At 59.2% G+C, this 21,283-nt stretch carries 19 protein-coding genes; 17 read left to right on the top strand and 2 right to left on the bottom strand.

The window, feature by feature from the left end; translation table 11 throughout:
• Nucleotides 1-78: 78 nt before the first annotated feature.
• The 4 genes from ABVQ20_RS28650 to ABVQ20_RS28665 all read left to right on the top strand — a co-directional run bounded on the left by ABVQ20_RS28650 (nucleotide 79) and on the right by ABVQ20_RS28665 (nucleotide 3,762).
• Complete coding sequence (locus tag ABVQ20_RS28650) at nucleotides 79-1,188, top strand: Gfo/Idh/MocA family protein (RefSeq protein ID WP_354463035.1); 1,110 nt, start codon at nucleotides 79-81, stop codon at nucleotides 1,186-1,188.
• 130 nt (nucleotides 1,189-1,318) lie between these two features.
• Complete coding sequence (locus ABVQ20_RS28655) at nucleotides 1,319-1,570, top strand: 3-keto-5-aminohexanoate cleavage protein (RefSeq protein ID WP_354463037.1); 252 nt, start codon at nucleotides 1,319-1,321, stop codon at nucleotides 1,568-1,570.
• 139 nt (nucleotides 1,571-1,709) lie between these two features.
• The gene (locus ABVQ20_RS28660) at nucleotides 1,710-2,168 is read left to right on the top strand and encodes an acyl-CoA thioesterase (protein ID WP_354463038.1); all 459 of its coding nucleotides are present in this window, start codon (nucleotides 1,710-1,712) and stop codon (nucleotides 2,166-2,168) included.
• Between the two features lie 163 nt (nucleotides 2,169-2,331).
• Nucleotides 2,332-3,762, top strand: a complete 1,431-nt coding sequence (locus tag ABVQ20_RS28665; RefSeq protein ID WP_354463040.1) for a GntR family transcriptional regulator — start codon at nucleotides 2,332-2,334, stop codon at nucleotides 3,760-3,762.
• Between the two features lie 120 nt (nucleotides 3,763-3,882).
• Here ABVQ20_RS28665 and ABVQ20_RS28670 read toward each other — a convergent pair whose 3' ends face one another.
• The gene (locus ABVQ20_RS28670; protein ID WP_354463042.1) at nucleotides 3,883-4,596 is read right to left on the bottom strand and encodes a GntR family transcriptional regulator; all 714 of its coding nucleotides are present in this window, start codon (nucleotides 4,594-4,596) and stop codon (nucleotides 3,883-3,885) included.
• A gap of 85 nt (nucleotides 4,597-4,681) precedes the next feature.
• Here ABVQ20_RS28670 and ABVQ20_RS28675 point away from each other — a divergent pair, with 85 nt between their 5' ends.
• The 10 genes from ABVQ20_RS28675 to ABVQ20_RS28720 all read left to right on the top strand — a co-directional run bounded on the left by ABVQ20_RS28675 (nucleotide 4,682) and on the right by ABVQ20_RS28720 (nucleotide 17,021).
• Nucleotides 4,682-4,903, top strand: coding sequence for a hypothetical protein (locus ABVQ20_RS28675; protein WP_354463044.1), 222 nt, complete (start codon nucleotides 4,682-4,684; stop codon nucleotides 4,901-4,903).
• A gap of 92 nt (nucleotides 4,904-4,995) precedes the next feature.
• Nucleotides 4,996-6,891, top strand: a complete 1,896-nt coding sequence (locus tag ABVQ20_RS28680) for an acetoacetate--CoA ligase (protein WP_435528437.1) — start codon at nucleotides 4,996-4,998, stop codon at nucleotides 6,889-6,891.
• Between the two features lie 341 nt (nucleotides 6,892-7,232).
• Nucleotides 7,233-7,562: a DMT family transporter gene (locus ABVQ20_RS28685; protein ID WP_354463047.1), complete on the top strand. Its 330-nt coding sequence runs from the start codon at nucleotides 7,233-7,235 to the stop codon at nucleotides 7,560-7,562.
• Nucleotides 7,563-7,665: 103 nt separating this feature from the next.
• Entirely contained in the window at nucleotides 7,666-8,535 is an 870-nt protein-coding gene (locus ABVQ20_RS28690; protein WP_354463049.1) for an NAD(P)-dependent oxidoreductase, read from the top strand.
• Nucleotides 8,536-8,811: 276 nt separating this feature from the next.
• Nucleotides 8,812-11,010, top strand: coding sequence for an oxidoreductase (locus ABVQ20_RS28695; protein ID WP_354463051.1), 2,199 nt, complete (start codon nucleotides 8,812-8,814; stop codon nucleotides 11,008-11,010).
• A 646-nt stretch (nucleotides 11,011-11,656) separates the two neighbouring features.
• Entirely contained in the window at nucleotides 11,657-12,538 is an 882-nt protein-coding gene (locus ABVQ20_RS28700) for a beta-keto acid cleavage family enzyme (protein ID WP_354463053.1), read from the top strand.
• Nucleotides 12,535-13,308: an SDR family oxidoreductase gene (locus ABVQ20_RS28705; RefSeq protein WP_354463055.1), complete on the top strand. Its 774-nt coding sequence runs from the start codon at nucleotides 12,535-12,537 to the stop codon at nucleotides 13,306-13,308. Before ABVQ20_RS28700 ends, ABVQ20_RS28705 begins: the two co-directional genes overlap by 4 nt.
• 49 nt (nucleotides 13,309-13,357) lie before the next feature.
• Nucleotides 13,358-14,422: a quaternary amine ABC transporter ATP-binding protein gene (locus ABVQ20_RS28710; protein WP_354463057.1), complete on the top strand. Its 1,065-nt coding sequence runs from the start codon at nucleotides 13,358-13,360 to the stop codon at nucleotides 14,420-14,422.
• A gap of 59 nt (nucleotides 14,423-14,481) precedes the next feature.
• The gene (locus ABVQ20_RS28715) at nucleotides 14,482-16,509 is read left to right on the top strand and encodes an ABC transporter permease (RefSeq protein WP_354463058.1); all 2,028 of its coding nucleotides are present in this window, start codon (nucleotides 14,482-14,484) and stop codon (nucleotides 16,507-16,509) included.
• A gap of 116 nt (nucleotides 16,510-16,625) precedes the next feature.
• A complete protein-coding gene (locus tag ABVQ20_RS28720; protein ID WP_354463060.1) occupies nucleotides 16,626-17,021 on the top strand; it encodes a RidA family protein in 396 nt (131 codons plus the stop codon).
• Between the two features lie 32 nt (nucleotides 17,022-17,053).
• Here the strand turns inward: ABVQ20_RS28720 and ABVQ20_RS28725 are convergent, their stop codons facing one another.
• Nucleotides 17,054-18,058 carry an AraC family transcriptional regulator gene (locus ABVQ20_RS28725; protein WP_354463061.1) on the bottom strand — a complete coding sequence of 335 codons (1,005 nt, stop codon included), beginning with the start codon at nucleotides 18,056-18,058 and terminating at the stop codon, nucleotides 17,054-17,056.
• A gap of 427 nt (nucleotides 18,059-18,485) precedes the next feature.
• Here ABVQ20_RS28725 and ABVQ20_RS28730 point away from each other — a divergent pair, with 427 nt between their 5' ends.
• From ABVQ20_RS28730 to ABVQ20_RS28740, 3 genes are all read left to right on the top strand, one after another.
• The gene (locus tag ABVQ20_RS28730) at nucleotides 18,486-19,463 is read left to right on the top strand and encodes an ABC transporter substrate-binding protein (protein WP_354463063.1); all 978 of its coding nucleotides are present in this window, start codon (nucleotides 18,486-18,488) and stop codon (nucleotides 19,461-19,463) included.
• A complete protein-coding gene (locus tag ABVQ20_RS28735) occupies nucleotides 19,447-19,647 on the top strand; it encodes a hypothetical protein (RefSeq protein ID WP_354463064.1) in 201 nt (66 codons plus the stop codon). Before ABVQ20_RS28730 ends, ABVQ20_RS28735 begins: the two co-directional genes overlap by 17 nt.
• A 117-nt stretch (nucleotides 19,648-19,764) precedes the next feature.
• Nucleotides 19,765-21,189, top strand: coding sequence for an aldehyde dehydrogenase family protein (locus ABVQ20_RS28740; RefSeq protein WP_354463065.1), 1,425 nt, complete (start codon nucleotides 19,765-19,767; stop codon nucleotides 21,187-21,189).
• The last annotated feature ends 94 nt before the right edge of the window (nucleotides 21,190-21,283 follow it).

The raw sequence follows: 21,283 nt of genomic DNA on the forward strand, positions 1-21,283 counted from the left end.
TCGACAGCATCTGACGGTCCGGCGCTGCATGTTCAGCGTCGGGTATCACGCGGAGCTATTTGGGAAAGAGGTTGTGTCATGCAAGGCGTCCGACACCGGGGGCGAGGAGTAGATGATACCGTTCGGATTGGAATAATAGGGCTGGGCGAAGTCGCTCATGTCCATCTGGCGGCATTGCCCATTGTGGCGGGCGCGCAACTGGTCGCGGTTTGTGATGCCCGCTCAGGAGTGGTTGAGAAGGTGGCGCAGCAGACCGGTGCAAGAGGATACGTCGATGCAGCCGCGATGGTCGGTGACGGCGGCCTGGATCTTGTGATGATCCTGACGCCGGCTGCAACGCATCGCATGTTGGTCGAGCTCGTTGCTCGCGCCGGCATCGACGTATTCTGCGAGAAGCCGATCGCGGTCAATCTTGAGGATGCGAAGGCGATCGTGGAGGTCTGCGACCAGACGGGCATTCGCTGCTTCTACGGCTCTACCTACAGATATCTGCCGGCGGTTCGCAGTGCGCGCGAGCTGATCAAGAACGGAGCCATCGGCAAGGCGCAGCTCATGAGCGAAATTGTCGTTTCGGGTCACGGGCTTGAGGGCTATGTCCCGCTGCCATTCTCGCACTATCCCGAAGGCGGCCCGGGTGGACCGGGTATGAGCCTCATCGACCACGGTGTTCATCTCGTCGACATCTTTGGTTGGCTGCTGGATGAGAAGCCGCAAAGCATCATCGGTCATGGCTTGAAATCCGGCCAGCCCGCCGGAACCGAATTCCTGATTGCAAACTATCCGTCGGGCGCGATCGGGCACCTTCTTTACAACAACGCCACATTTCCCACAAGCTTGCCCAACGAAGGCATTTTCGCGGGTGGTGCGGGTTGGGGAAATGATGGGCAGTATGTGCCCGCGGGCGGATGGATCAACGATCCAGGCTCGATATCGGTATGGGGTACTTCCGGCTCGCTGCGGATTTTTCATTATGCCAATGCGCTGTTTATGAACACGGGAAAGGGTTCGCAGCGCGTGGAGACTCCGGGCTTGGCACCTCCGGGCCACTTTTCGGCGCAGCTGACAGCCTGCGTTCAGACGATACGGGAGGGCGGTATGCCCGCCGTCACGGCAAGGGACGGACTGGTTGCCTTGTCAGTCGTACTGGCAGCTGGCGATGCCGACAAAGGGATCGACCCGTTCGGCTGACATCATCACCAAGAAGAAAGCTAATGCACAATGACTCAAGACGTATCTGTAACCTGCGCGGTCACTGGCGCGGGCCGGGGCTCCGTAAAAACAAGCATGTGCCCGTCACGTCCGAACAGATCGTACCGACGTGCTCGCAGTCGCAGATGCAGGCGCGACTGCCGCACATGTTCACGTCCGGGATGTCCACATGACGGAAGGCAGCCGTGAAACCGTCCTTTATGCTCAGGTCCTTGAGCGTGTGCGGGCGCAAAACACCGATATCATCATCAATTTTACAGCCGGGATGGGTGGCGATCTGATCATAGGCGCCGAAAAATCCCCTGATACCGGGCGAAGGCACCGACCTCGCCGGTCAGGAAGAGCGGCTTGTTCATGTTGATCGTCTGCGCCCTGACATCTGTAGGGTTCTTGTCGCCAAGCAGGGGCATATCACCGCGGAATTGGAGGGGAGTGCGATCTCCGAAGAGGCATTCATGCAGTTCGCCGCGTATTGACAGAAACTTGCGAGGAATTTCGACATGTCCAATGAAATCAGCAACTCCGCGTCTCAACTTCCCCACTTGTTGGCTGGAGTTGTTCATCCGTGGCACCTGGATCAATTCGGCCACATGAATGTCCGTTGTTATGCTCCGTTTTTCGACGATGCGTCATTTTTGTTCTGGAAACGGCTAGGTCTGGGGCAACAGCGCATGATCGATGAGCATGGCGTACACACGGTCACCCTGCGGGCATCCACGGAGTTCCGGTCGGAGCTTCGTTCGGGGGACTGCTTTGCGGTCGCGGGCCAGGCTGAAAAGCTTGGCAACAAGAGCGTCACCCTCCGTTTCGAGATGACCGAAAGCGAAACGGGCAAGTTGCTCGCGGTTCATGAGACCGTCGAGGTTTTCGTTGAAAACGAGACGCATGCATCGATGACGATTCCGGATGCGATACGAACTCGGCTACAGAGGGATAACCAAAATCTGGCACCTGCATAGCATTGCCAACCGCTTGCTGGTGCCGCGATGGATACAGATATTGAAGTCGAAAGCTATTTGAGATTGGAAAACTCCAACGCGCCGGGACATTGCCGAACATGCCACATCAGCAGAGACGCGGCCTGCTCCGTACACGGTTAGCGGGGAGCCAGAGGATGTCGTTGTGACGGTACGTTCGGGACTACATGAGCGAGCTTTCCAGCATTTGCGCGCGCAGTTGTTCGAAGGAAAGCTCACGCCCGGGCAAACGATCCTCGCGAGCGACATGGCCGCGTCGATGTCGATGAGCCTGACGCCTGTCCGCGAGGCGATCCAACGTCTCATCGGTCATGGGTCTCTGGAGGCGATGCCGAACGGAAATGCACGGGTAAGACTGTTTTCGGAAGCCCAGATCGACGAATGGTGGCTGATCAGGACACTGTTGGAGAGCCTGGCTACAGCTCGAGCGGCGGAACGTGCCGGGCAGGCGCCGCTAGCGGACCTGCTGGCCATCAACACCGCTGCCAAGGAACAGTTGGACGCAGGCAATGTGCTGGAGTTCGCGCGGCTCAACAGGAATTTCCACTTCTCTCTCTATGCTCTTGCCGGCTCCAACGTCCTGAGCGAAATCATCGAAAACCTATGGGAAAAAGCCGGACCATATATCGTGATGGCCATCCCAGCCTACGTGCAGGCATATGCATCGGGAAAGCCGAAGCATTTGTTGGACCCTCACGACGAGGTCTATGATGCCCTTCTCTGCGGTGACGGAACGGCAGCTGCGGTGGCCCTGAGACGCGACATCGGCATGACCGTCAAATGGGGAAACGTTCCGGCCGCAATCAAAATACAGGCAGTCGTTCGTGAGGTCAGGGCCATCAGGCCCGATTTTCGTCTCGTCGGATTGACGTCATCCGAACTTGAAAATGCCGCGAGCCGACCCGACGAGTTCCAGCGCTCACATGCCGTCACTCGGTCGGCAAGCAGGGTGGAGCGGCGCCAGTCGGAGCAGAGCAAGGCGCGCAAGGCAATTCGCGAAGCCTTGATTTGTGGCCAGTACATGCCTGGTGAGCACTTGACGGTCAGACAGCTTAGCGAGGGGCTGAATTTGGGCGTTGTCCCTGTCCGGGAAGCGCTCCGCGAGATCGGCTCGATCGGCCCTCTTGAAAAGCTGGAAAACGGACGACTGCGCGTTCGGTTGTTCTCCGGAGCGGACGGACGAGACATTCTGGAAATCCAGGCGCTGCTGGAGGCGATCGCGGCAGCATCCGCCGCCACACTCCTCAAACAATCGATGCTGGACCGTCTTAAACAGCTGAACGAGAAGACGGAAAAGGCGATGTCCGCCGGGGAAGTGTCAAAGACGAGACTTCTGGTGCATGCCTTTGTCGAGACCATATGCAAGACCGCCAATTTGGAGATCCTGTTTGAAGTCCTGGAGCATGTCTGGGTCATGGCCGGCCCGATCATGGTGCACTATTGGCGTCAGGTGGATCTGGATGCCGTTCTTAAATGGCAACGGGCGATGGTTGTCGCGCTGGCCGATGGAGACGCTCTTGGAGCGGCGCGTGTGATAGCCTCTCGGGATAAGGCAAGCGGTACGTTCTACGCCTGACGGCGTCACGCCGCACTCGTCTGCTTTGACGAACTGGCAGGAAAACAAGAATATTCTGTATCAGTGTACCTCACCGGCAGATGTCCGCCTTGCTGCGCGATTTGCGTGACGAAGCGGCTATTAGATCCTTGCTTTGGCACCGTGCGGTTTCTGCGGTTGCGTCGACAGTGCCGTCGCGATTGCGCTCCCTGCCTCCTCCAAGTCGGCGACGAGATTTTGGACGGCGCCAGCAACGTTGCCGGCTCTCACCGCGGTGATAATTTCGGCATGATGGCGATGCCCTGAGAACGACATTGGTGTGGCTTTCAGAAGGTTTAGCAGAGGGCCATAACGCATCCACAGCAGCTCGATTATGTTTACGAGTTCTGGGTTGCCGCATCGTTCGTACAAGGAAAAATGAAACTTGTGATTGAGTTGAAGATAAGCTCGCGTTCCTAAAGCGCCGCGTTCCGCTTCGGCGTCCATTCGGGCATTTATCTGCGCCAATTGATCAGCTAGCCCAGCCGCGCCACGCTCAACGGTCATGGCGACCGCTTTGCCTTCCAGATCGGTGCGAAGAGTGAGCAAGTTACGCAGGCGCTCGACGCTGGCCTCAGGTATGAAAGGCGTGCGTCTCGTCTCGGCCTGAAGTGCGCGAGCCATCACCAACCGATTTAGCGCCTCTCGGACGGGCATATGGCTCGTGCCGAAAGCAGTCGCCAGATCATCCAGTTTTAGTTTCTGCCCAGGCGCGAATTCGGCCATCATGAGCGAACGGGCTAGCTCTGCGTAAACATGCTCGAGATCGGAATTGCTCGATCTCGGCCGAAGGGAAGGAAACTGGGACGCGGGCATTTTCTCTCCTGAATTAATAGCTTCATGATGATCATAGCGATCCCTGATCAATGATCATAGAGTTCTGGCGCGAGCTCTTTCATTCTTGGCGGAAATCAAGATTGAAATAGGGGTGATCCCGTTTCCATTGACTTTGATCAAAGATCAAATTATTGGGCTCTTTGAAATGGAGCGTTGGATCGTGGGGGCGTCGTCAAAGGCGCTTGAAACTGTAGAGGTTTCCATCGATGCCGGAAGCCACAATTCGATAAAAATGCCGGATGGGCTTGGGCTGTGCTCGAGCAAACTTAACACCATGCCCGGATGACACGATCGCCTAGCGTGGCAGAGGAGGATGAGTTCGTGTCCAGCGAGCGGCCTTTGTGGTTACCGACGGAAGACAGCATTAATAGCAATGCGATGACCGCTCTACGGCGCATATGTGCGGAAAGGTTCGATGTCGACCTGCCCGATCACGATTCCTTCCATCTATGGTCGATCGACAATCGCGGGCCATTCTGGTCGGCCGTCTGGGATTCCTGTGGTGTGCGCGGAGAAAAGGGCGTGCGCGATCTGATCAACGACGACGTCATGCGCGACGCCCGCTTCTTCCCGGATGCAGAGCTGAATTTCGCCGAGAACCTTCTGGTCAAGCAGGGCGACGGCGATGCACTGATCTTCCGCGGCGAAGACAAGGTGAGCTACCGCTGGTCCTGGGATCAGCTTTATTCCACCGTATCCAAGCTGCAGCAGGCCTTCCGCGCAATGGGAATCGGCAAGGGTGATCGCATCTCGGCGATGATGCCCAACATGCCAGAGACCATTGCATGCATGCTGGCCGCGGCTTCGATGGGGGCGATCTGGTCGTCCTGCTCGCCCGATTTCGGCGAGCGGGGCGTGCTCGACCGCTTCGGCCAGATCGAACCGAAACTGTTCATCACCTGCGACGCCTATTGGTATAACGGCAAGCTCCAGGATGTCGGCGACAAGGTGCGCCACGTGGCACCGAAACTCGGATGCCCTGTCATGGTGGTGAACTATGCAGGTGACGCCGAAGCGCTGGCCGCCTCGCTCGTTGATGGCCGGACTATGGATGCCGCGACCATTTCCTTCGATGCCAAGTCGGTGGAATACGAGCTGCTGCCGTTCTCGCATCCACTTTACATTCTGTTTTCGTCGGGCACGACTGGCATGCCGAAATGCATCGTCCATTCCGCCGGCGGCACGCTGCTCCAGCATCTCAAGGAACACCGCTTCCATTCGGGCATCGGTGACGGCGACAAGCTCTTCTACTTCACCACCTGCGGCTGGATGATGTGGAATTGGCTGGCGTCGGGCCTGGCGAGCGGCGCTACGCTCTGCCTGTTCGATGGCTCGCCATTCGCGCCCAGCGGCAGTGTGCTTTGGGACTACGCCGCCAAGGAGCGGTTCGCGATCTTCGGCACGTCGGCGAAATACATCGATGCGGTGCGCAAGGACGGCATCGAGCCTTGGAAGACGCATGATCTGTCGAACCTCCGCCTGATCACCTCGACAGGCTCGCCGCTCTCGCCGGAGGGTTTCGCGTTCGTCTATGAAGGCATCAAGCCGGATGTACAGCTTGCTTCGATTTCCGGCGGAACCGATATCGTCTCCTGCTTCGTGCTCGGCAATCCTATCAAGCCGGTGTGGAAGGGCGAGATCCAGGGACCCGGCTTGGGCCTCGCGGTCGATGTATGGGACGACGATGGCAAGCCGCTGCACGGCGAGAAGGGCGAACTCGTCTGCACCAAGGCATTTCCCTCGATGCCCGTTGGTTTTTGGAACGATCCCGATGGCGCCAAATACATGACAGCCTATTTCGAGCGTTTCGACAATATCTGGTGCCATGGCGATTTCGCCGAATGGACAGAGCATGGCGGCCTGGTCATCCACGGCCGCTCCGACGCGACGCTCAATCCGGGCGGCGTCCGCATCGGCACGGCCGAAATCTACAATCAGGTGGAACAGCTCGATGAGGTCTCGGAGGCCATCTGCATCGGCCAGGATTGGGATGACGACGTGCGTGTCGTGCTCTTTGTCCGCCTCGCGGCGGGACTTAGCCTCGACACCGATCTGGAGAAGAAGATCAAGACCAAGATCCGCATCGGTGCTTCGCCCCGTCACGTTCCGGCCAAGGTCATTCAGGTGTCGGATATCCCGCGCACCAAGTCCGGCAAGATCGTCGAACTCGCCGTTCGCGACGTTGTCCACGGCCGGCTGGTAAAGAACAAGGAAGCGCTCGCCAATCCAGAGGCTCTGGAACTTTATGCAGGCGTTGCCGAACTTGAGACCTGATCGACGAGAGGACCGACAAGGGAGAAAATCCCATGCCCAAACATCTGTCGTAACGGGAGAAAGCGCTCTGGAACGGACGTTTGGGCCCTCCTTGGTTGGAGAGAGAAATGGTTAAGTGGGGATGAAAGGCAATTTTGTGATCTCCCGACGCTGTTGAATAAAATCTTTGCCTGTCGGTCTCTGGCCTGCTGCCGGTTTCGTGCCACCCACCGAAAATTCATGAAAGATCACCCGCTGGCCACGCGGTAGGATGCTCGACAGACACGCACAAGACGACAGTCGACCAGTTTCACAACGTCGGCGCCACGCCGGTCTGCGTCACAAGGGGAACGCGTTCTCAAATGCACTATTCGTTGCTAGGGATGGCGATTGCGGCAGAGGTCATTGGCACGACTGCACTTCACCTGAGTGAGCAGTTCACCAGGCTGATACCGGCTCTGGTAGTGGTCGTTGCCTATACGACCTCCTTCTATTTGATGTCATGGACGATGAAGGTGCTTCCGATCGGCATCGTCTACGCGGTCTGGTCGGGTGTCGGCATCGCGTCGATTTCCGCAGTCGGCCATTTCGCGTTCGGGCAGAAGCTGGATGCCCCCGCACTTCTGGGGATCGGACTGATTGTTTTGGGCATCATTGTCATCCAGCTCTTTTCGCATGCGGCACATCATTGAAGGTCTTGGGGCCGATGCGGCGCCGGATATGACTTGGCACCCCCACGATGCCGGGATGTCTTACGGGTTCATCCGCGGTGAAGCGAAGAAAGGATGAGATCGTATGCATGTGTTGATTGCCGGTCAGGGCTATATGGGGCGGGCGCTCGTGGATGCACTTCTTGCCCGGGGGATCGCCGTGTCGGTCTGGAACCGGACCGTCGAAAGATGCTTTGCAGCGGTGAGTGCCGGGGCCAATCTTGCCATGACCATAGAGGATGGCGCCCAGTCCTGCGATGTAATGATCACTTGCCTGTCGGACAGTGCGGCCGTGCGTGCCTCTCTTGCGACGCTTCAGACCGGCCGCATCCTGCAGGGCAAGGCATTGGTACAGCTTTCACAGACGACGGTGGAAGAGGCGGAGGTGCTAGCAGAGTGGGCCGCCGCCAACGGGGTGGGTTACCTGGACGGTTCGATCATGGGCCTGCCGTCGGATATACGCGGCGAAGGCTGCATGATTGTCTATTCAGGACAGAAGGCCGAGTTTGAGCGGCAGCGGTCCATCCTGTCGGCCCTTGGCGGCAATCCGCGCCATGTCGGGGAAGCGGCAGGCGCGGCAAGCGCCTTCGACAAGGCATTCTTTTCGGCCTACTACACGCATCTTGCCGGCTTCTTTCATGGTGCGGCGATCTGCAAGGCCGCCGGTGTGCCGCTCGAAACCTATTTCGACCTGATGACCACCGTCTGGAACTGGCAGGGCCCTGATGCCGCCTTTGCCGACATGATCCGAACCGGGGATTTCACCGCGAAGGAGGCAACGCTCGATGTGCACGCATATGCCTTTGCTCAGGTCTCCCGACTCTGTCGTCAAAAGGGCATCGATGCCAGATTGCCCGATGCCGTTGCCGCCGCGATGGCCGATGCGATCGAGCGGGGACTGGGCGATCAGGAAATCGCGGCCCTGGTCGAGACGTTTCAGAATTCGGGCAGGTGAGACCGGCCAAACTGCTCTGTCCGGCGCCGATCCACGGCTCCACACGGTTATGTGCCAAGGCCGATCCTATCATGCAATAACGCGCCGCGGCAGAGCGCTAGGCTAACAGGAGCTTCGGATCGCCTGCCTGCCGACACGCCCGGACCACCGGGTCACTGGCATCTGGGCTGGCGGTCGGAAGACCAGGTGCAAGCAATTCGGGTTGCTGGCTCTGTGGCTGCCCCTGTGGCGCTCACGGCCACATCCCCTGCCGTCCAACTCCGGGAGAGGCCAGCCATGGCGCGCGATCCAAAGTACGACCCGCTTTTCGAACCTATCCAGCTTGGTCCGAAGACCATGAAGAACCGTTTTTACCAGACCCCGCAATGCAACGGCGCGGGCCAGGATCTGCCCGGATCTCAAGCCGGACACCGGCACATGAAGGCCGAGGGGGGCTGGGGCGCGATCTGTACCGAACTGTGCTCGATCAGCCCGGAAACCGATCTGACGCCGCACCGGCTCGGCACGATCTGGGATCAGGGCGATGTCATCAATTATCGCCATTTTAATGACGGGCTGCACAAGCACGGCGCTCTTGGCGGTATCGAGCTGACGCATTCCGGACCGCATTCGAACAACTGGTTTACGCGCGCTGTCGCCCGCGGGCCAAGTGCCTATCAGTCGAATGCCGAACAGCAAAGCTATTGCGCTCCGATGTATGACGAGGACATCGACGACGTGATCCGTCTTCATGTCGAGGCAGCAAAGCGCGCGGTCGATGCGGGGTTCGACATCGTCTACCACTACGTCGCGGACTCGATGCTGGTGCTTCAGTTCCTGTCGCCCTTCTACAACAAGCGCACCGACCAGTACGGTGGCAGCTTCGAGAATCGTGCACGGTTCAGTCTGAGGCTGCTGGAAGAGACGAAGAAGGCGGTGGGCGACAATTGCGCGATCGCCTGCCGCTTCTCGGTCGACGCCCTTCTCGGAGCGGATTCAATCGAAAAGCACGAAGACGGGATGCGCTACCTGGAGCGGGTCGACAAGGAAGGGTTGGTCGATCTCTGGGACATCAAGTTGGGCGCCTATATCGAATGGGGCGAGGATGCTGCGCCCTCCCGGTTCCAGCAGGTCAATCACGAACGCGGGTTTGTCGAAGGCATCAAAGGCGTTGTGACAAAGCCGGTTCTGATGGTCGGGCACATGACCAGCCCCGATGACATGCTTGAGAACATCGAGAAGGGATATTGTGACATTGTCGGCGGAACACGCGCCTCGATTGCCGATCCCTTCCTACCTAAGAAAGTCGATGAAGGGCGGCTGGACGACATTCGCGAATGCATCGGCTGCAACATGTGCGTCAGCCGTTTCGAGGTCGGCTCGATGCTCGTCTGTTCTCAGAACGCTACCTCAATGGAGGAATACCGCCGTGGCTGGCACCCGGAGAAGTTTGAGAAAACCAAAGAAGCCTGCTCGGTGCTTGTCGTCGGCGCGGGGCCGGCCGGGCTTGAATGCGCGCGCGTTCTAGGCGAGCGCGGCTACGACGTGCACCTGCGCGAGGCCGAGCCCGAACTCGGCGGCCACCTGCGCGATGTCCTGAAGTATCCCGGCCTTTCGGAGTGGGGCCGCGTGACAACGTACCGGGAAACACAACTGGCCAAGCTGAAGAATGTCGAGGTGCATCGCGGCACTGGCCGAATGACCGCTGACGATATCCTTGAATACGGCGCGGACAAGGTCGTGCTGGCGGTCGGCTCGCGCTGGGACCCGAACGGTCTATCGGGCGCCACGGGTCGGCCGATCCCCGGCGCCGATGCGAGCCTTCCGCAATTCGCGACACCGGATCAGGTGATGGCTGGCAAGAATATCGGGCAGCGCGTCCTTGTGCTGGACGGTGAGGGGTTTGTCCACGCGATCGGCATGGCGGAGATGATGGCAGACCAGGGAAAGGACGTGACGATCCTGTCGCAAAGCCACATCGTCGCGGCCTATCTCGAGCGCACGCGCGAGACCGCGAACCTGCAACGGATGATGCACGAGAAGGGCATCCACGAGCGGCCGATGCACTGGGTCGAGTCCTTCGTGTTGAACGGTGACGAGGTGATGGCCGATATCTTCTACGTCTACCGCGACGGCTACAAGCGCTTTCAGAAGCCCAGCCCGGACGGCGGCTTGCCGCGCAGGGTCGGGAACGAGGTCGAAACCAAGGCCTTCGATAGCGTGATCCTCTGTACCTCGCGTTGGTCCAACAGCGAGCTTTACGAAGAGCTTCTGGGTCGGAAGGACGAGTGGGCACAGAATGAGATCGCGGCGATCTATCGCGCAGGCGACTGCTATGCGCCACGCCTCCTGCCCGATGCGATGTTCGACGGGCACAGGATCGCTCGGGAGTTCGAAAGCGAAAACCCGCAAAGGCCGCAGGCGATGATCCGGGAACGTCAGATCTGGGGTCAGGAGACCTTCCCGAAGCTGGGCGACCGTGAGGTGAACGGATGAAATGAGAAAGCGCGGGGCGGCTAGGCGCCCCGCGAAACTGCATGTGCCGGCGGCCGGTTCGTCCTGCTGAGCTTCTGTCCATACGGTCTGCTTGCGCAATCTACCCAAAGTTCGGCGCTCTCCAATCTTTGATCAAAGAAACCGTTGACATGAAACAAAAATTGTATGATCTTTGATCAAAGAATTTACCGATCTTGAGATGACATGTCTGCGTCATCAACGGGGGAAGGGCGTTGGCGAACCAAGACGAAACTGCGGAATATGTGGCTGGCGGCGGCGTTGTGCATCCAGGGCATATCGATCTGTTCGGCCATATGGCTGAGGCTCGTTCGAGCATTTTCTTCGACAACGCCAGACTTCAGGTTCTCGACAAGATCGGTTTGGGTTTGACCGAGACGATGAAGCCTACGGCGTGCGCAGCGTCACGGCCAGGCTCATGGCCAAGCTTATGGCCGGACACTGCATCGAGATCGTGGGAACTATCGCGCTGGTCGGCGGCAAGAGCCTGACACTTAATCTTCATTGCGCCGGGGGCTGACGACGGCCGGAGAGTAACGCGTTTGTCCCGACCTGCGGGGCAACGGATCCGAGCAATCTCGTTGCCGTCCCGACCTCGGGCAGTCATCTGCAACAAAGGAGTATCGTGTTGAACAAGGATGTATTCATTACCTGCGCGGTAACCGGCGCCGGCGGCGGGCCGCACAAGAACCCACATGTGCCCGTCACGCCCGAGGAGATCGCGACAGATGTTCTTGCTGTGGCCGCGGCTGGCGCGGCGATCGCGCATATCCATGTGCGCGACCCACTGACCAAGGAAGGATCGCGCGATACCGCGCTTTACGCGGAAGTCATCGAACGCGTACGGGCGAAGAACACAGAGGTCATCATCAACACCACCGCAGGGATGGGCGGCGACCTTGTCCTTGGAGCTGACGATCCGCTGAGCCCGGCAGCGGGTACGGACCTGGTTCCGCAAAAGACGCGGCTGGTGCATGTTGATGCGCTGCGCCCCGACATCTGCACGCTTGATTGCGGATCCTACAACGTTGGCGAAGGCAATCTGGTCTATATCTCGACCTCCGAGCAGATACGCGAAGGGGCCAGGCTGATCCGCGGCTATGGCGTCAAGCCCGAGCTGGAAGTTTTCGATCTTGGTCATCTCAGCTTTGTCACCAGGCTGATTAGTGAAGGCGCGTTCGATGGCCCGGTGATGATCCAGTTTTGCCTTGGCGTGAACTTCGGCGCGCCCGCGACGACCGCCGCGATGAAGACCATGGCGGATGCCGTTCATGGACTGGACGTGGTCTGGTCCGCTTTCGGGGTGGCTCAGATGCAGCTCCCGATGGTCGCGCAGGCCGCGCTTCTGGGCGGCAATGTCCGCGTTGGGCTTGAGGACAATATCTGGCTGGCGCGCGGCGTGCCGGCGACCAACGTGGAACTGGTCAAGCGCGCGCGCACCATCATCGAGACGATGGGTAGCTCGGTGATGGATGCGGCGGCGACCCGCAAGAAGCTCGGGCTGTCATGAGCGACCTTTCAAACAAGCGCGCCATCATCACGGCCGGGGCGTCCGGGATCGGCAGGGTCACGGCCCGCACTTTCATCGCGGCCGGCGCGCGGGTTTCCGTCTGCGATATCGACGACGCTGCGCTGGCCAGCTTCATGGAGGAATTTCCGTCCGCATCGGCCTTTCTGTGCGATGTCAGCAAACCTGCGGCGGTCGCGAGGGTCACAGAGCTAATGGTCGAGGCGCTGGGTGGCATCGACATCCTCGTGAACAACGCTGGCTCGGCCGGCCCGACGGCAAATATCGAGGATATCGACACGGATGACTGGTCGCGGACTGTCGACGTAAACCTCTTCTCGCAGTTCCTCTTCACCAAGGCGCTGGTGCCTCTGATGAAGGCGCAGCGCTCGGGGGCTATCGTCCACATGTCCTCGGCTGCGGGACGGCTCGGCATGCCTATGCGCACGCCCTATGTCGCCGCGAAATGGGCGACGATTGGGCTCACGCAATCACTGGCGATGGAACTGGGCGGGCACAACATCCGCGTAAACGCGATTCTTCCCGGTTCGGTCCGCGGTGACCGGATGGGCCGTGTGATGAAGGCCCGGTCAGAGGCCACTGGCCTGTCGCTCGCCCAGGTTGAAGCCGAGGAAACCGCCGCGATTTCGCTTGGCCGGATGATCGAGCCGCAAGAGATCGCGGACATGATTGCCTTTATCTGTTCTGATCGCGGCAGCGCGATTTCGGGGCAATCCATCGGTGTCTGCGGCAATACCGAAATTCTAAGGTGACCGGGCTCTTCGCTCGCGAAAAGCCTAAGCCCAAGGGAAGCACGACCGAATGAACAAGCGTTCCGAAAAACCTGCCAAGCTGATATGTCGCAACGTGTGGAAGGTATACGGAACCAACCCGCGCGCATTTTTCGATCAAGGCTCAGGCGACGTCAAAGACACAAAGGGCAAGATCGCCGAGATCCGCGGGACGGGCAGTATCGCCGCCGCGGCGAATGTCTCCTTCGAGGTGCACGAAGGCGAGATTTTCGTGATCATGGGATTGTCCGGTTCGGGTAAGTCCACGATGGTGCGTTGCCTGTCGCGGCTCGTTGAGCCGACCGTGGGCGAGGTGTACCTCGATGGAACGGACCTGCTGAAGGCCTCGAAATCCGAACTTATCGAAATCCGACGCCACAAGATGGGAATGGTTTTCCAGGGCTTCGGCTTGCTTCCACATCTGAGCGTTCTGGAAAATGTCGCCTTTCCTCTAAAGATCCAGAAAATCGACGAGAAGGAGCGTTTTGCGCGGGCTCGGGAGATGATCGAGCTCGTCGGACTTCGCGGCCGAGAGAACGCCATCCCCAACCAACTGTCCGGCGGGCAGCAGCAAAGGGTCGGGATCGCGCGGTCGCTGGCAGTGCGCCCGGATGTCTGGTTCCTGGACGAGCCATTCTCGGCGCTCGATCCTCTGATCCGGCGGCAGATGCAGGACGAATTCGTCCGGCTGCAGACAATGCTGCACAAGACGATCGTTTTCATCACACATGATTTCCTTGAGGCACTGAAGATCGCCGACCGGATCGCCATCATGAAAGATGGCGAGGTCGTACAGATCGGCACCCCGACAGAGATCGTCCTGAACCCGGCCACGCGCTACGTCGCCGAATTCACCGAGGATGTTCCCTTGGTGCGCGTGATCACCTGCGGCTCGATCATGGAGCCCGCGACCCTCGGCCTCGACACTTCGCGGGCGGTCGATCCAACCACGACCTTGGAGACGCTGCTTCCCAGCTTCTCGGACCGTCAGTCGCCTGTCGCGATCGTGCGAGATGGTGCTGTGGTCGGCATGGTGACCGCGATTGGGGCCTTGCAGGCGCTGGCGCAAAATGAAGCCAAAGTGTTGAAGCAATGAACGGGTCTTCGAAAGCCAGTGCGGCGCCATTCTGTCGCCGGACCGGCGCCGTTCTCTGGATGGGTTGGGCCGTCTTAACAGCGATATGCACAGTCGCGATCCAGTTCGCACCTTGGCTGCGCGCCTATCCTGACGGCTGGGTGCTTCCGCTTGCCGGCGCCATCGGTGATTTCTCTCACTGGTTCGTTGCGAATTTCAAGTGGATCTTCCGCGCAATCTCGGCAGTGATCGACCATCCGATGCGGGCCGTCCAGAGCCTGCTTCAATGGTTGCCCTGGCCCGCGACCATCACTCTTTTCGTTCTTTTCGCACTCCGGTTCGGGAGCCGAAGACTGGCGCTCTTCACGGCCATGGCGCTGGGCTACATGGTCATCGTTGGATACTGGGAAGAGTCCATGAACACGCTGGCGCTCGTGGCCATATCGGTCCCGCTCTCCATCGGCCTGGGTCTTGCGCTTGGCGTTCTCGCCTACCGATTCCCGGGTTTCAACGCATTTGTCCAGCCGGCCCTCGACGGCATGCAAACCATTCCGGCCTTCGCGTATCTGATTCCGATTCTGTTCCTGTTCGGTTTCGGCCCCGTGGTCGGCGTCATCGCCAGCATGATTTTCGCGGCGCCACCGATGGTGCGCAACACCATATTGGGGCTGAAGGAAGTCCCCTCCGATATCGTCGAAGCCGGGATCATGAGCGGCTGCAAACCCCGGCAGCTGTTTTGGCAGGTCGAGTTTCCGACGGCGCTCCCACAGATTCTCGTCGGCGTTAACCAGGCCACCATGGCGGCGCTGTCCATGGTCATCATTGCGGCCATCATCGGCGGCTTCGACGACATCGGGTGGGAGGTGCTGAGCACGATGCGCAAGGCCCAGTTCGGCGAAAGCTTCTTGGCGGGTCTTGTGATCGTGCTGCTCGCTATGGTTCTCGACCGGCTTTCCGCGGCCGCTATCAACCGGCAGCCCCTCCCGACGGATGTGCCGCGATCCGTCTTTCAGCAATACAGGTTTTTGCTGTTCGCGCTGATGTCCGTCGTGGCATTTAAGCTTGTCGGCCACGTGCTGCCCGCGCTGGCCAAATTTCCCTTGGCCTGGGAGTTTTATCCAGCCGAACCGATGAACGCGATGATGAACGATTTCATCCGTACCTTCGGCAAGGCGATGGAAGGGATCAAGTCGGTGACGCTGCGCTTTCTGATGCTGCCGATCCGCGACGGGCTGGCAACAGCCGTGAACCCCTTTACCTGGGGATTTGCGATGACGGCCACGCTGACCTGGTGCTATGCGCTTGGGGCGGCTGCGATCAGTCTGAGCTGTTTCCTCAGAGGTCACCGCAGCTGCGCGATGACAGTCGCCGTGGTTGCCTATCTGCTTTACTTCGGTGCAGCCGGTACGCCCTGGCCCGTCTTCATCGCCTTGATTACCTTGATCGCGTATCAGGCGGGCGGGCTTCGGACTGCGGCCTTCGCAGTGCTGTCGATGACTTTCATTCTGGTGAATGGAATCTGGAAAGAAGCTATGCTGTCGGTCTACCTGTGTACCGTCGCGGTGCTGATCAGCTTTGCGATCGGTGGCCTGATCGGAATCTGGGCGGCACATAACGACACCGTTTCGAACGTCATGCGTCCGATCAACGATACGCTTCAGACGATGCCTCCCTTCGTTCTGCTGATCCCGGCGCTGATGCTATTCAAGGTCGGAGAATTCACGGCTCTTCTGGCGATCATCTCTTATGCGATCGTGCCCCCGATCCGCTATGTAGAACACGGGCTGCGCGGCGTTCCCGCCAGCATCGTCGAGGCGGCCGAGCAGATCGGATGCACCCCGCGACAGATTCTGTTCGAGGTCAAGCTGCCGATCGCTTTGCCGGTGATCATGCTGGGTCTGAACCAGACCATCATGTACGGGTTGGCGATGCTGGTCATCGCCGCGCTGGTCGGCACGCAGGACCTGGGGCAGCTGATCTATCTTGCGCTGACGCAGGCGGATGTGGGCAGTGGGATGGTGACTGGCATCTCCATGGCGCTGATCGCCATGGTCGCCGACCGCATCCTGCAGGCCCTCAGCCGCAAGTGGCAGAAGGTGATTGGCTAGACCGCATTTCTGACCGTTTCGATTTTGATACGCCGCGCCGGAACATGAAAGACTGGCGCGGCGCGCGGTGCAAAGTTTGTCCAAGGAAACTAGCGCCCAAAAAATAAGGTCAGGCCATGAAACGCGAAGCAATCTTTCCCACCGGCGGCAACCCGGTTTATGAAGCGAACCGGTATTCGGCGGCGATCAAGTCGGGCGACCTTCTGTTCGCCTCTGGGCACGTCGGCATGCGGGCGGATGGTACGCCCGAGCCCGACTTCAGCAAACAGGTCGATCTGGCCTTCAGCAATCTTCAGCGAACGCTTGCTGCTGCCGGATGCACGTTGGAGGACGTGATCGACGTCACCACCTTCCACACTGATCTTGAATCTCAGTTCGACACGATTATGCAGGTCCGCGACCGTTATGTGCCGGGGCCGGTCTACCCGAACTGGACAGCCGTTGGCGTCGCCTTCTTGTCAGGGTTCGACTTCGAAATGAAGGTGATCGCTCGGGTTCCCGGCGGCGCATGAAATCCGATATCTGATCTCGTGGCGCTGGAAACCTAGCTGACAGCGATGCGGTAGCTTTGCGGCGTCACGGACTTCTGCTTGCGAAAGGTTCGGGTGAAATGGCTCTGGCTGGAGAATCCGACCGTGAAGGATATTTCCGCAAGGCTCAGATCGCTCGTTCGTAACAGATGCTCCGCCCACTCGATACGTTCCTTCAAGACGTACTGGTAGGGAGTGATACCTGTCGCCGTGCGGAACGCGCGGGGGAACTCGAAGGGCTTGACACCTGCGGCCTCCGCCAGACCCGCGACGCTCAGCGGCATATCGACGTGGTCTACGACGTATTTCCGGACCTTTTCCAGTTGCGCGAGGGATAGATGCTCTTGTCCCGATGCGATGCTCTCGTTCTCGGTGATGTAATTCTTAGCCAGATGCACGAGTGTGGCATCGACAAGCGAACGAATATAAACGTTTCCGTTGGTCTCGGGACCCATCATGTCGGCGGCAATGAGTTGCAGAAGGCTTCTCAGTCTTGCATCCGTTTTGTAGATGCCCGCGAGCATCACCGGATACCGGATTCCGGTGTCGAGACCTTCCATCATAAGCTGTTTCAGACGTAAGAATGGAAGGAGGAACACCACTGTGCTGTGCGGGCTGTCCCAGACAAATTTCGATCGTTCGGTGTTGGAATAGATCCAGATATCGCCGGGGCCCCAGACCACCTCGCTGCTTGCCCGGTCGCCGAATTGATATTTGACATTCGCGGACAGGGCCGTGTTGATTTCCACCGTCAGATAGTCCGGATCATCAGGGACGCAAAGCGGGCTGCGCGCCGTGTCGAAATTGCAGGCGAAGGCCCTCAAACCTTTCCAGCCAAGCCGGCCGCTATCAGCCGTTATTGCCTTTGAGTATTGGAACGGCCAGGTCTGGCTATCGGCTAGAGCTTTCATTTCCATCGCGCACACCGCCTTCGGCTGTTTGCAACAAATCCCGGGAAGAGTTCCAAGCTGGCGAATATGACACGCCCGGCAGAAAATGTGTCCGCCGTTGGTCTTCACAAAAACGCTACATCCACGGTGCAGGTACGGTCAACGTTTCTATCGATTGCGGCGTCCTTCCGCGGCATGGCTCCCGGCCGCTTCGTGATTGTCTCAGTCGCCGATCGGCGCAAACGCTTTGACCAGCCATTTTCCACGCTCTCTGACGTGTCTGCGATCGCGTTCGGAAGTGATCGCAGACCGTATGGCGAGGGGGCGCGATCATATAGCTCATATTCCGTTCAAGCGGCTGTAATAACAACACAAATCGCTTTATGCCAACCCCTTTTGAAAGGTGAAAGACGATTTGGGCCCCCGCGTTTAAATTGACGCGGTCTAGTGCGCAGAAGGTGATGACAGCGCCAATAGGTCTAGGTGACGCGAGGCTGCCTGTGAATCTACCGCCTTTTGGGCTGAGAAGAAAATCTCAATGGGGAACAATAAACCAATGAAAAGCCAAAACGCATCCATCATGAAAATTGTGGGCTTTGCCGCCGCCGCACTGGCAATCGCGGCGGTTCCCGCGAAGGCGGCTGAGTTGGGCGCCGTCGATACACCGATCAAGCTGGCCATCAACGAATGGACTGGACAACATATAACGACCCGTGTGGCCGGCGAGATCCTAACGCGCATGGGCTACAAGGTCGAATACGTGACGGCTGGGTACTTTCCCCAGATGACCGCGCTTCAGGACGACACCATCACCGCTACGCTTGAGATCTGGAGCTCGAACATCGGCGAAGTGATGAACGAGGCGCTCAAGTCGGGCAATGTCGTTAAGCTGGGCGACCTCGGTCTCGCGATCTCCGAGACGTGGTACTACAACGATGCGGCGCAGGCGGCGTGTCCTGGATTGCCGGACTGGAAGGCGCTGAAGGGTTGCGCAGACAAGTTCGCCGTGGCTGAAACATATCCCGACGGCCGGTTCCTTGACTATCCGGTGGAATGGGGAACCACCAACGCAAAACGTATCAAGGCGCTTGATCTTCCGTTCAAATCCGTGCCGGCGGGATCTGAAGGCGCTCTGGTCGTGGAGATCAAGGCGGCTGAGGAGAAAAAGGAACCGATCCTGGTGATGTTCTTCTCGCCCCACTGGCTATTCGCGGACGTCAATCTGCATATGGTGGCGCTGCCACCATATTTCGACGGCTGCTACGAAGACGCGTCCTTGGGCGTGAACCCTAATGCAACCTATGACTGCGACTGGCAGCGGGGGCATGTCGACAAGCTTGCCTGGATCGGCATGAAGGAAAAATGGCCCGCCGCGTATGCGTTCCTTTCGCAGTACCAGATGACCAAAGAGGCCCAGGTCCCGATGCTGGCCGCGGTGGATAGCAAGGGCGAGAACCTGCAGGCTGTCGTCAGTAAGTGGGTCGACAGCAATGAGTCCGTCTGGAAGCCTTGGGTTAATGCAGCTGTCAAATGACCTGTCCGAAGGTGGGTTTATTCTGGCTGGAAACCTGGACGAGCAAGGGCAGATGATCATCAGGCCAGACCGCGAAGGCGGTTTGGCCTTTGCCGTTTCCGCATGGCATCCGCCCGCAATGCTGCGCATCGGCGACATCGCGGCCGAGCGTAAACAGGCGGGCCGGTTTGTGCAAAAGCCCTGAGGAACGTGAAAGACTCTGAACGTGCCCGCGTGTGAGCTTAACTCCAACACGTGCGTTCGCATCATCGGGCGAATGCACCTTCAGACTGAAAGATCTTTAGAAGAGAGGCCGCCGCGCATGGACTTGGGAAAGCACTATGTAAACGGGCAGTGGGTTACGCCGCTGGGCGAACGGGAATTTCCCGTCATGAATCCGGCCACCAACGAACAGATCGACACCGTCATTCTGGGGAGCGAGGCGGACGTGGACCGGGCGGTTGCGTCAGCCAAGGCCGCGTTCAGGACCTATTCGCAGACATCGAAGGCCGAGCGGCTGGCGCTTTTGCGCGCGCTCCTCGTCCAGACCAATGCTCGGATGGATGATTTGGCGGCTGCGATTTCCATCGAGATGGGTGCGCCGATCTCGATGGCGCGCAGCGAACAGGCCGCGACCGGCCTGTGGCACCTTGAGGCCTTCATCGAGCTGTTGGAAAAACAGGAAGAACGCAAGACGTTGCCCAATGGCGATATTCTGCTACGCGAACCCGTTGGAGTTTGCGGGCTGATCACGCCTTGGAACTGGCCTGTCAACCAAGTCGCGGCAAAGGTCATTCCGGCGCTGGCTGCGGGGTGCACCGTTGTGCTTAAACCCTCGGAGCACACGCCGATCGCGGCCGCGATCTATGGCGAGATGATCGATGCTGCGGGCTTTCCGGCCGGTGTGTTCAACCTCGTGCAGGGCGACGGCGCGACCGTCGGCGCGGCGATGTCGCGACATCCGGACATCGACATGATGTCCTTCACCGGATCGACCCGCGCGGGTAAACTGATCAGCAAGGACGCGGCTGATACGGTCAAGCGCGTGGCGCTGGAACTCGGTGGAAAATCCCCCAACATAGTCTTCGCCGACTGCGACCTTGAGCGGCAGGTCGCCAATTCGGTCGCCCTGTGCATGTTCAACTCAGGCCAGTCCTGCGACGCCCCGACCCGGATGCTGGTGGAACGATCCTGCTACGACAAGGCGGTGAAAATTGCCAAGGCGGCGGGCGATGCCGTCGCGGTCGGCGATCCGTCGAAAGAGGGCGATCACATCGGCCCGCAATTCGACAAGATCCAGTATGACCGGGTGCAGGAACTGATCCAGAAGGGCATCGAGGAGGGGGCGACTGTTCTGGTAGGTGGTCTTGGCAAACCAGAAGGGTTCGAACAGGGCTGGTACACGAAGCCGACGATCTTCGCTGATGTCCGCAATGACATGGCCATCGCGCAACAGGAAATCTTCGGCCCGGTCCTGTGCATCATCCCGTTCGAGGGCGAGGCCGAGGCAATCGAGATCGCCAACGACACGCCTTATGGCCTTCATGCCTATGTGCAGACCGGCGACCGGAACCGGGCAGAGCGCGTGGCCCGCCAGATCCGCGCGGGCGGTGTGCAGATCAATGGTGGACCGTTCAAGTTCGGCAGCCCCTTTGGTGGCTACAAGCAATCGGGCAACGGCCGCGAGGGCGGTATTCAGGGCCTTGAGGAATATCAGGAAGTCAAGATCCTGCACGTCCCGGTCTGAGCCGCCGGTCGCGGGGCGGGCAGCGACAAAGTTCTTGACCCTGCGGCGCGCCCGGTGCCGCAGGGCGAACATTTAAGCCGCGGAGTTGTTTGTC

Origin of the sequence: Mesorhizobium shangrilense (genome assembly GCF_040537815.1) — a bacterium.
Taxonomy (GTDB): Bacteria; Pseudomonadota; Alphaproteobacteria; order Rhizobiales; family Rhizobiaceae; genus Mesorhizobium; species Mesorhizobium shangrilense.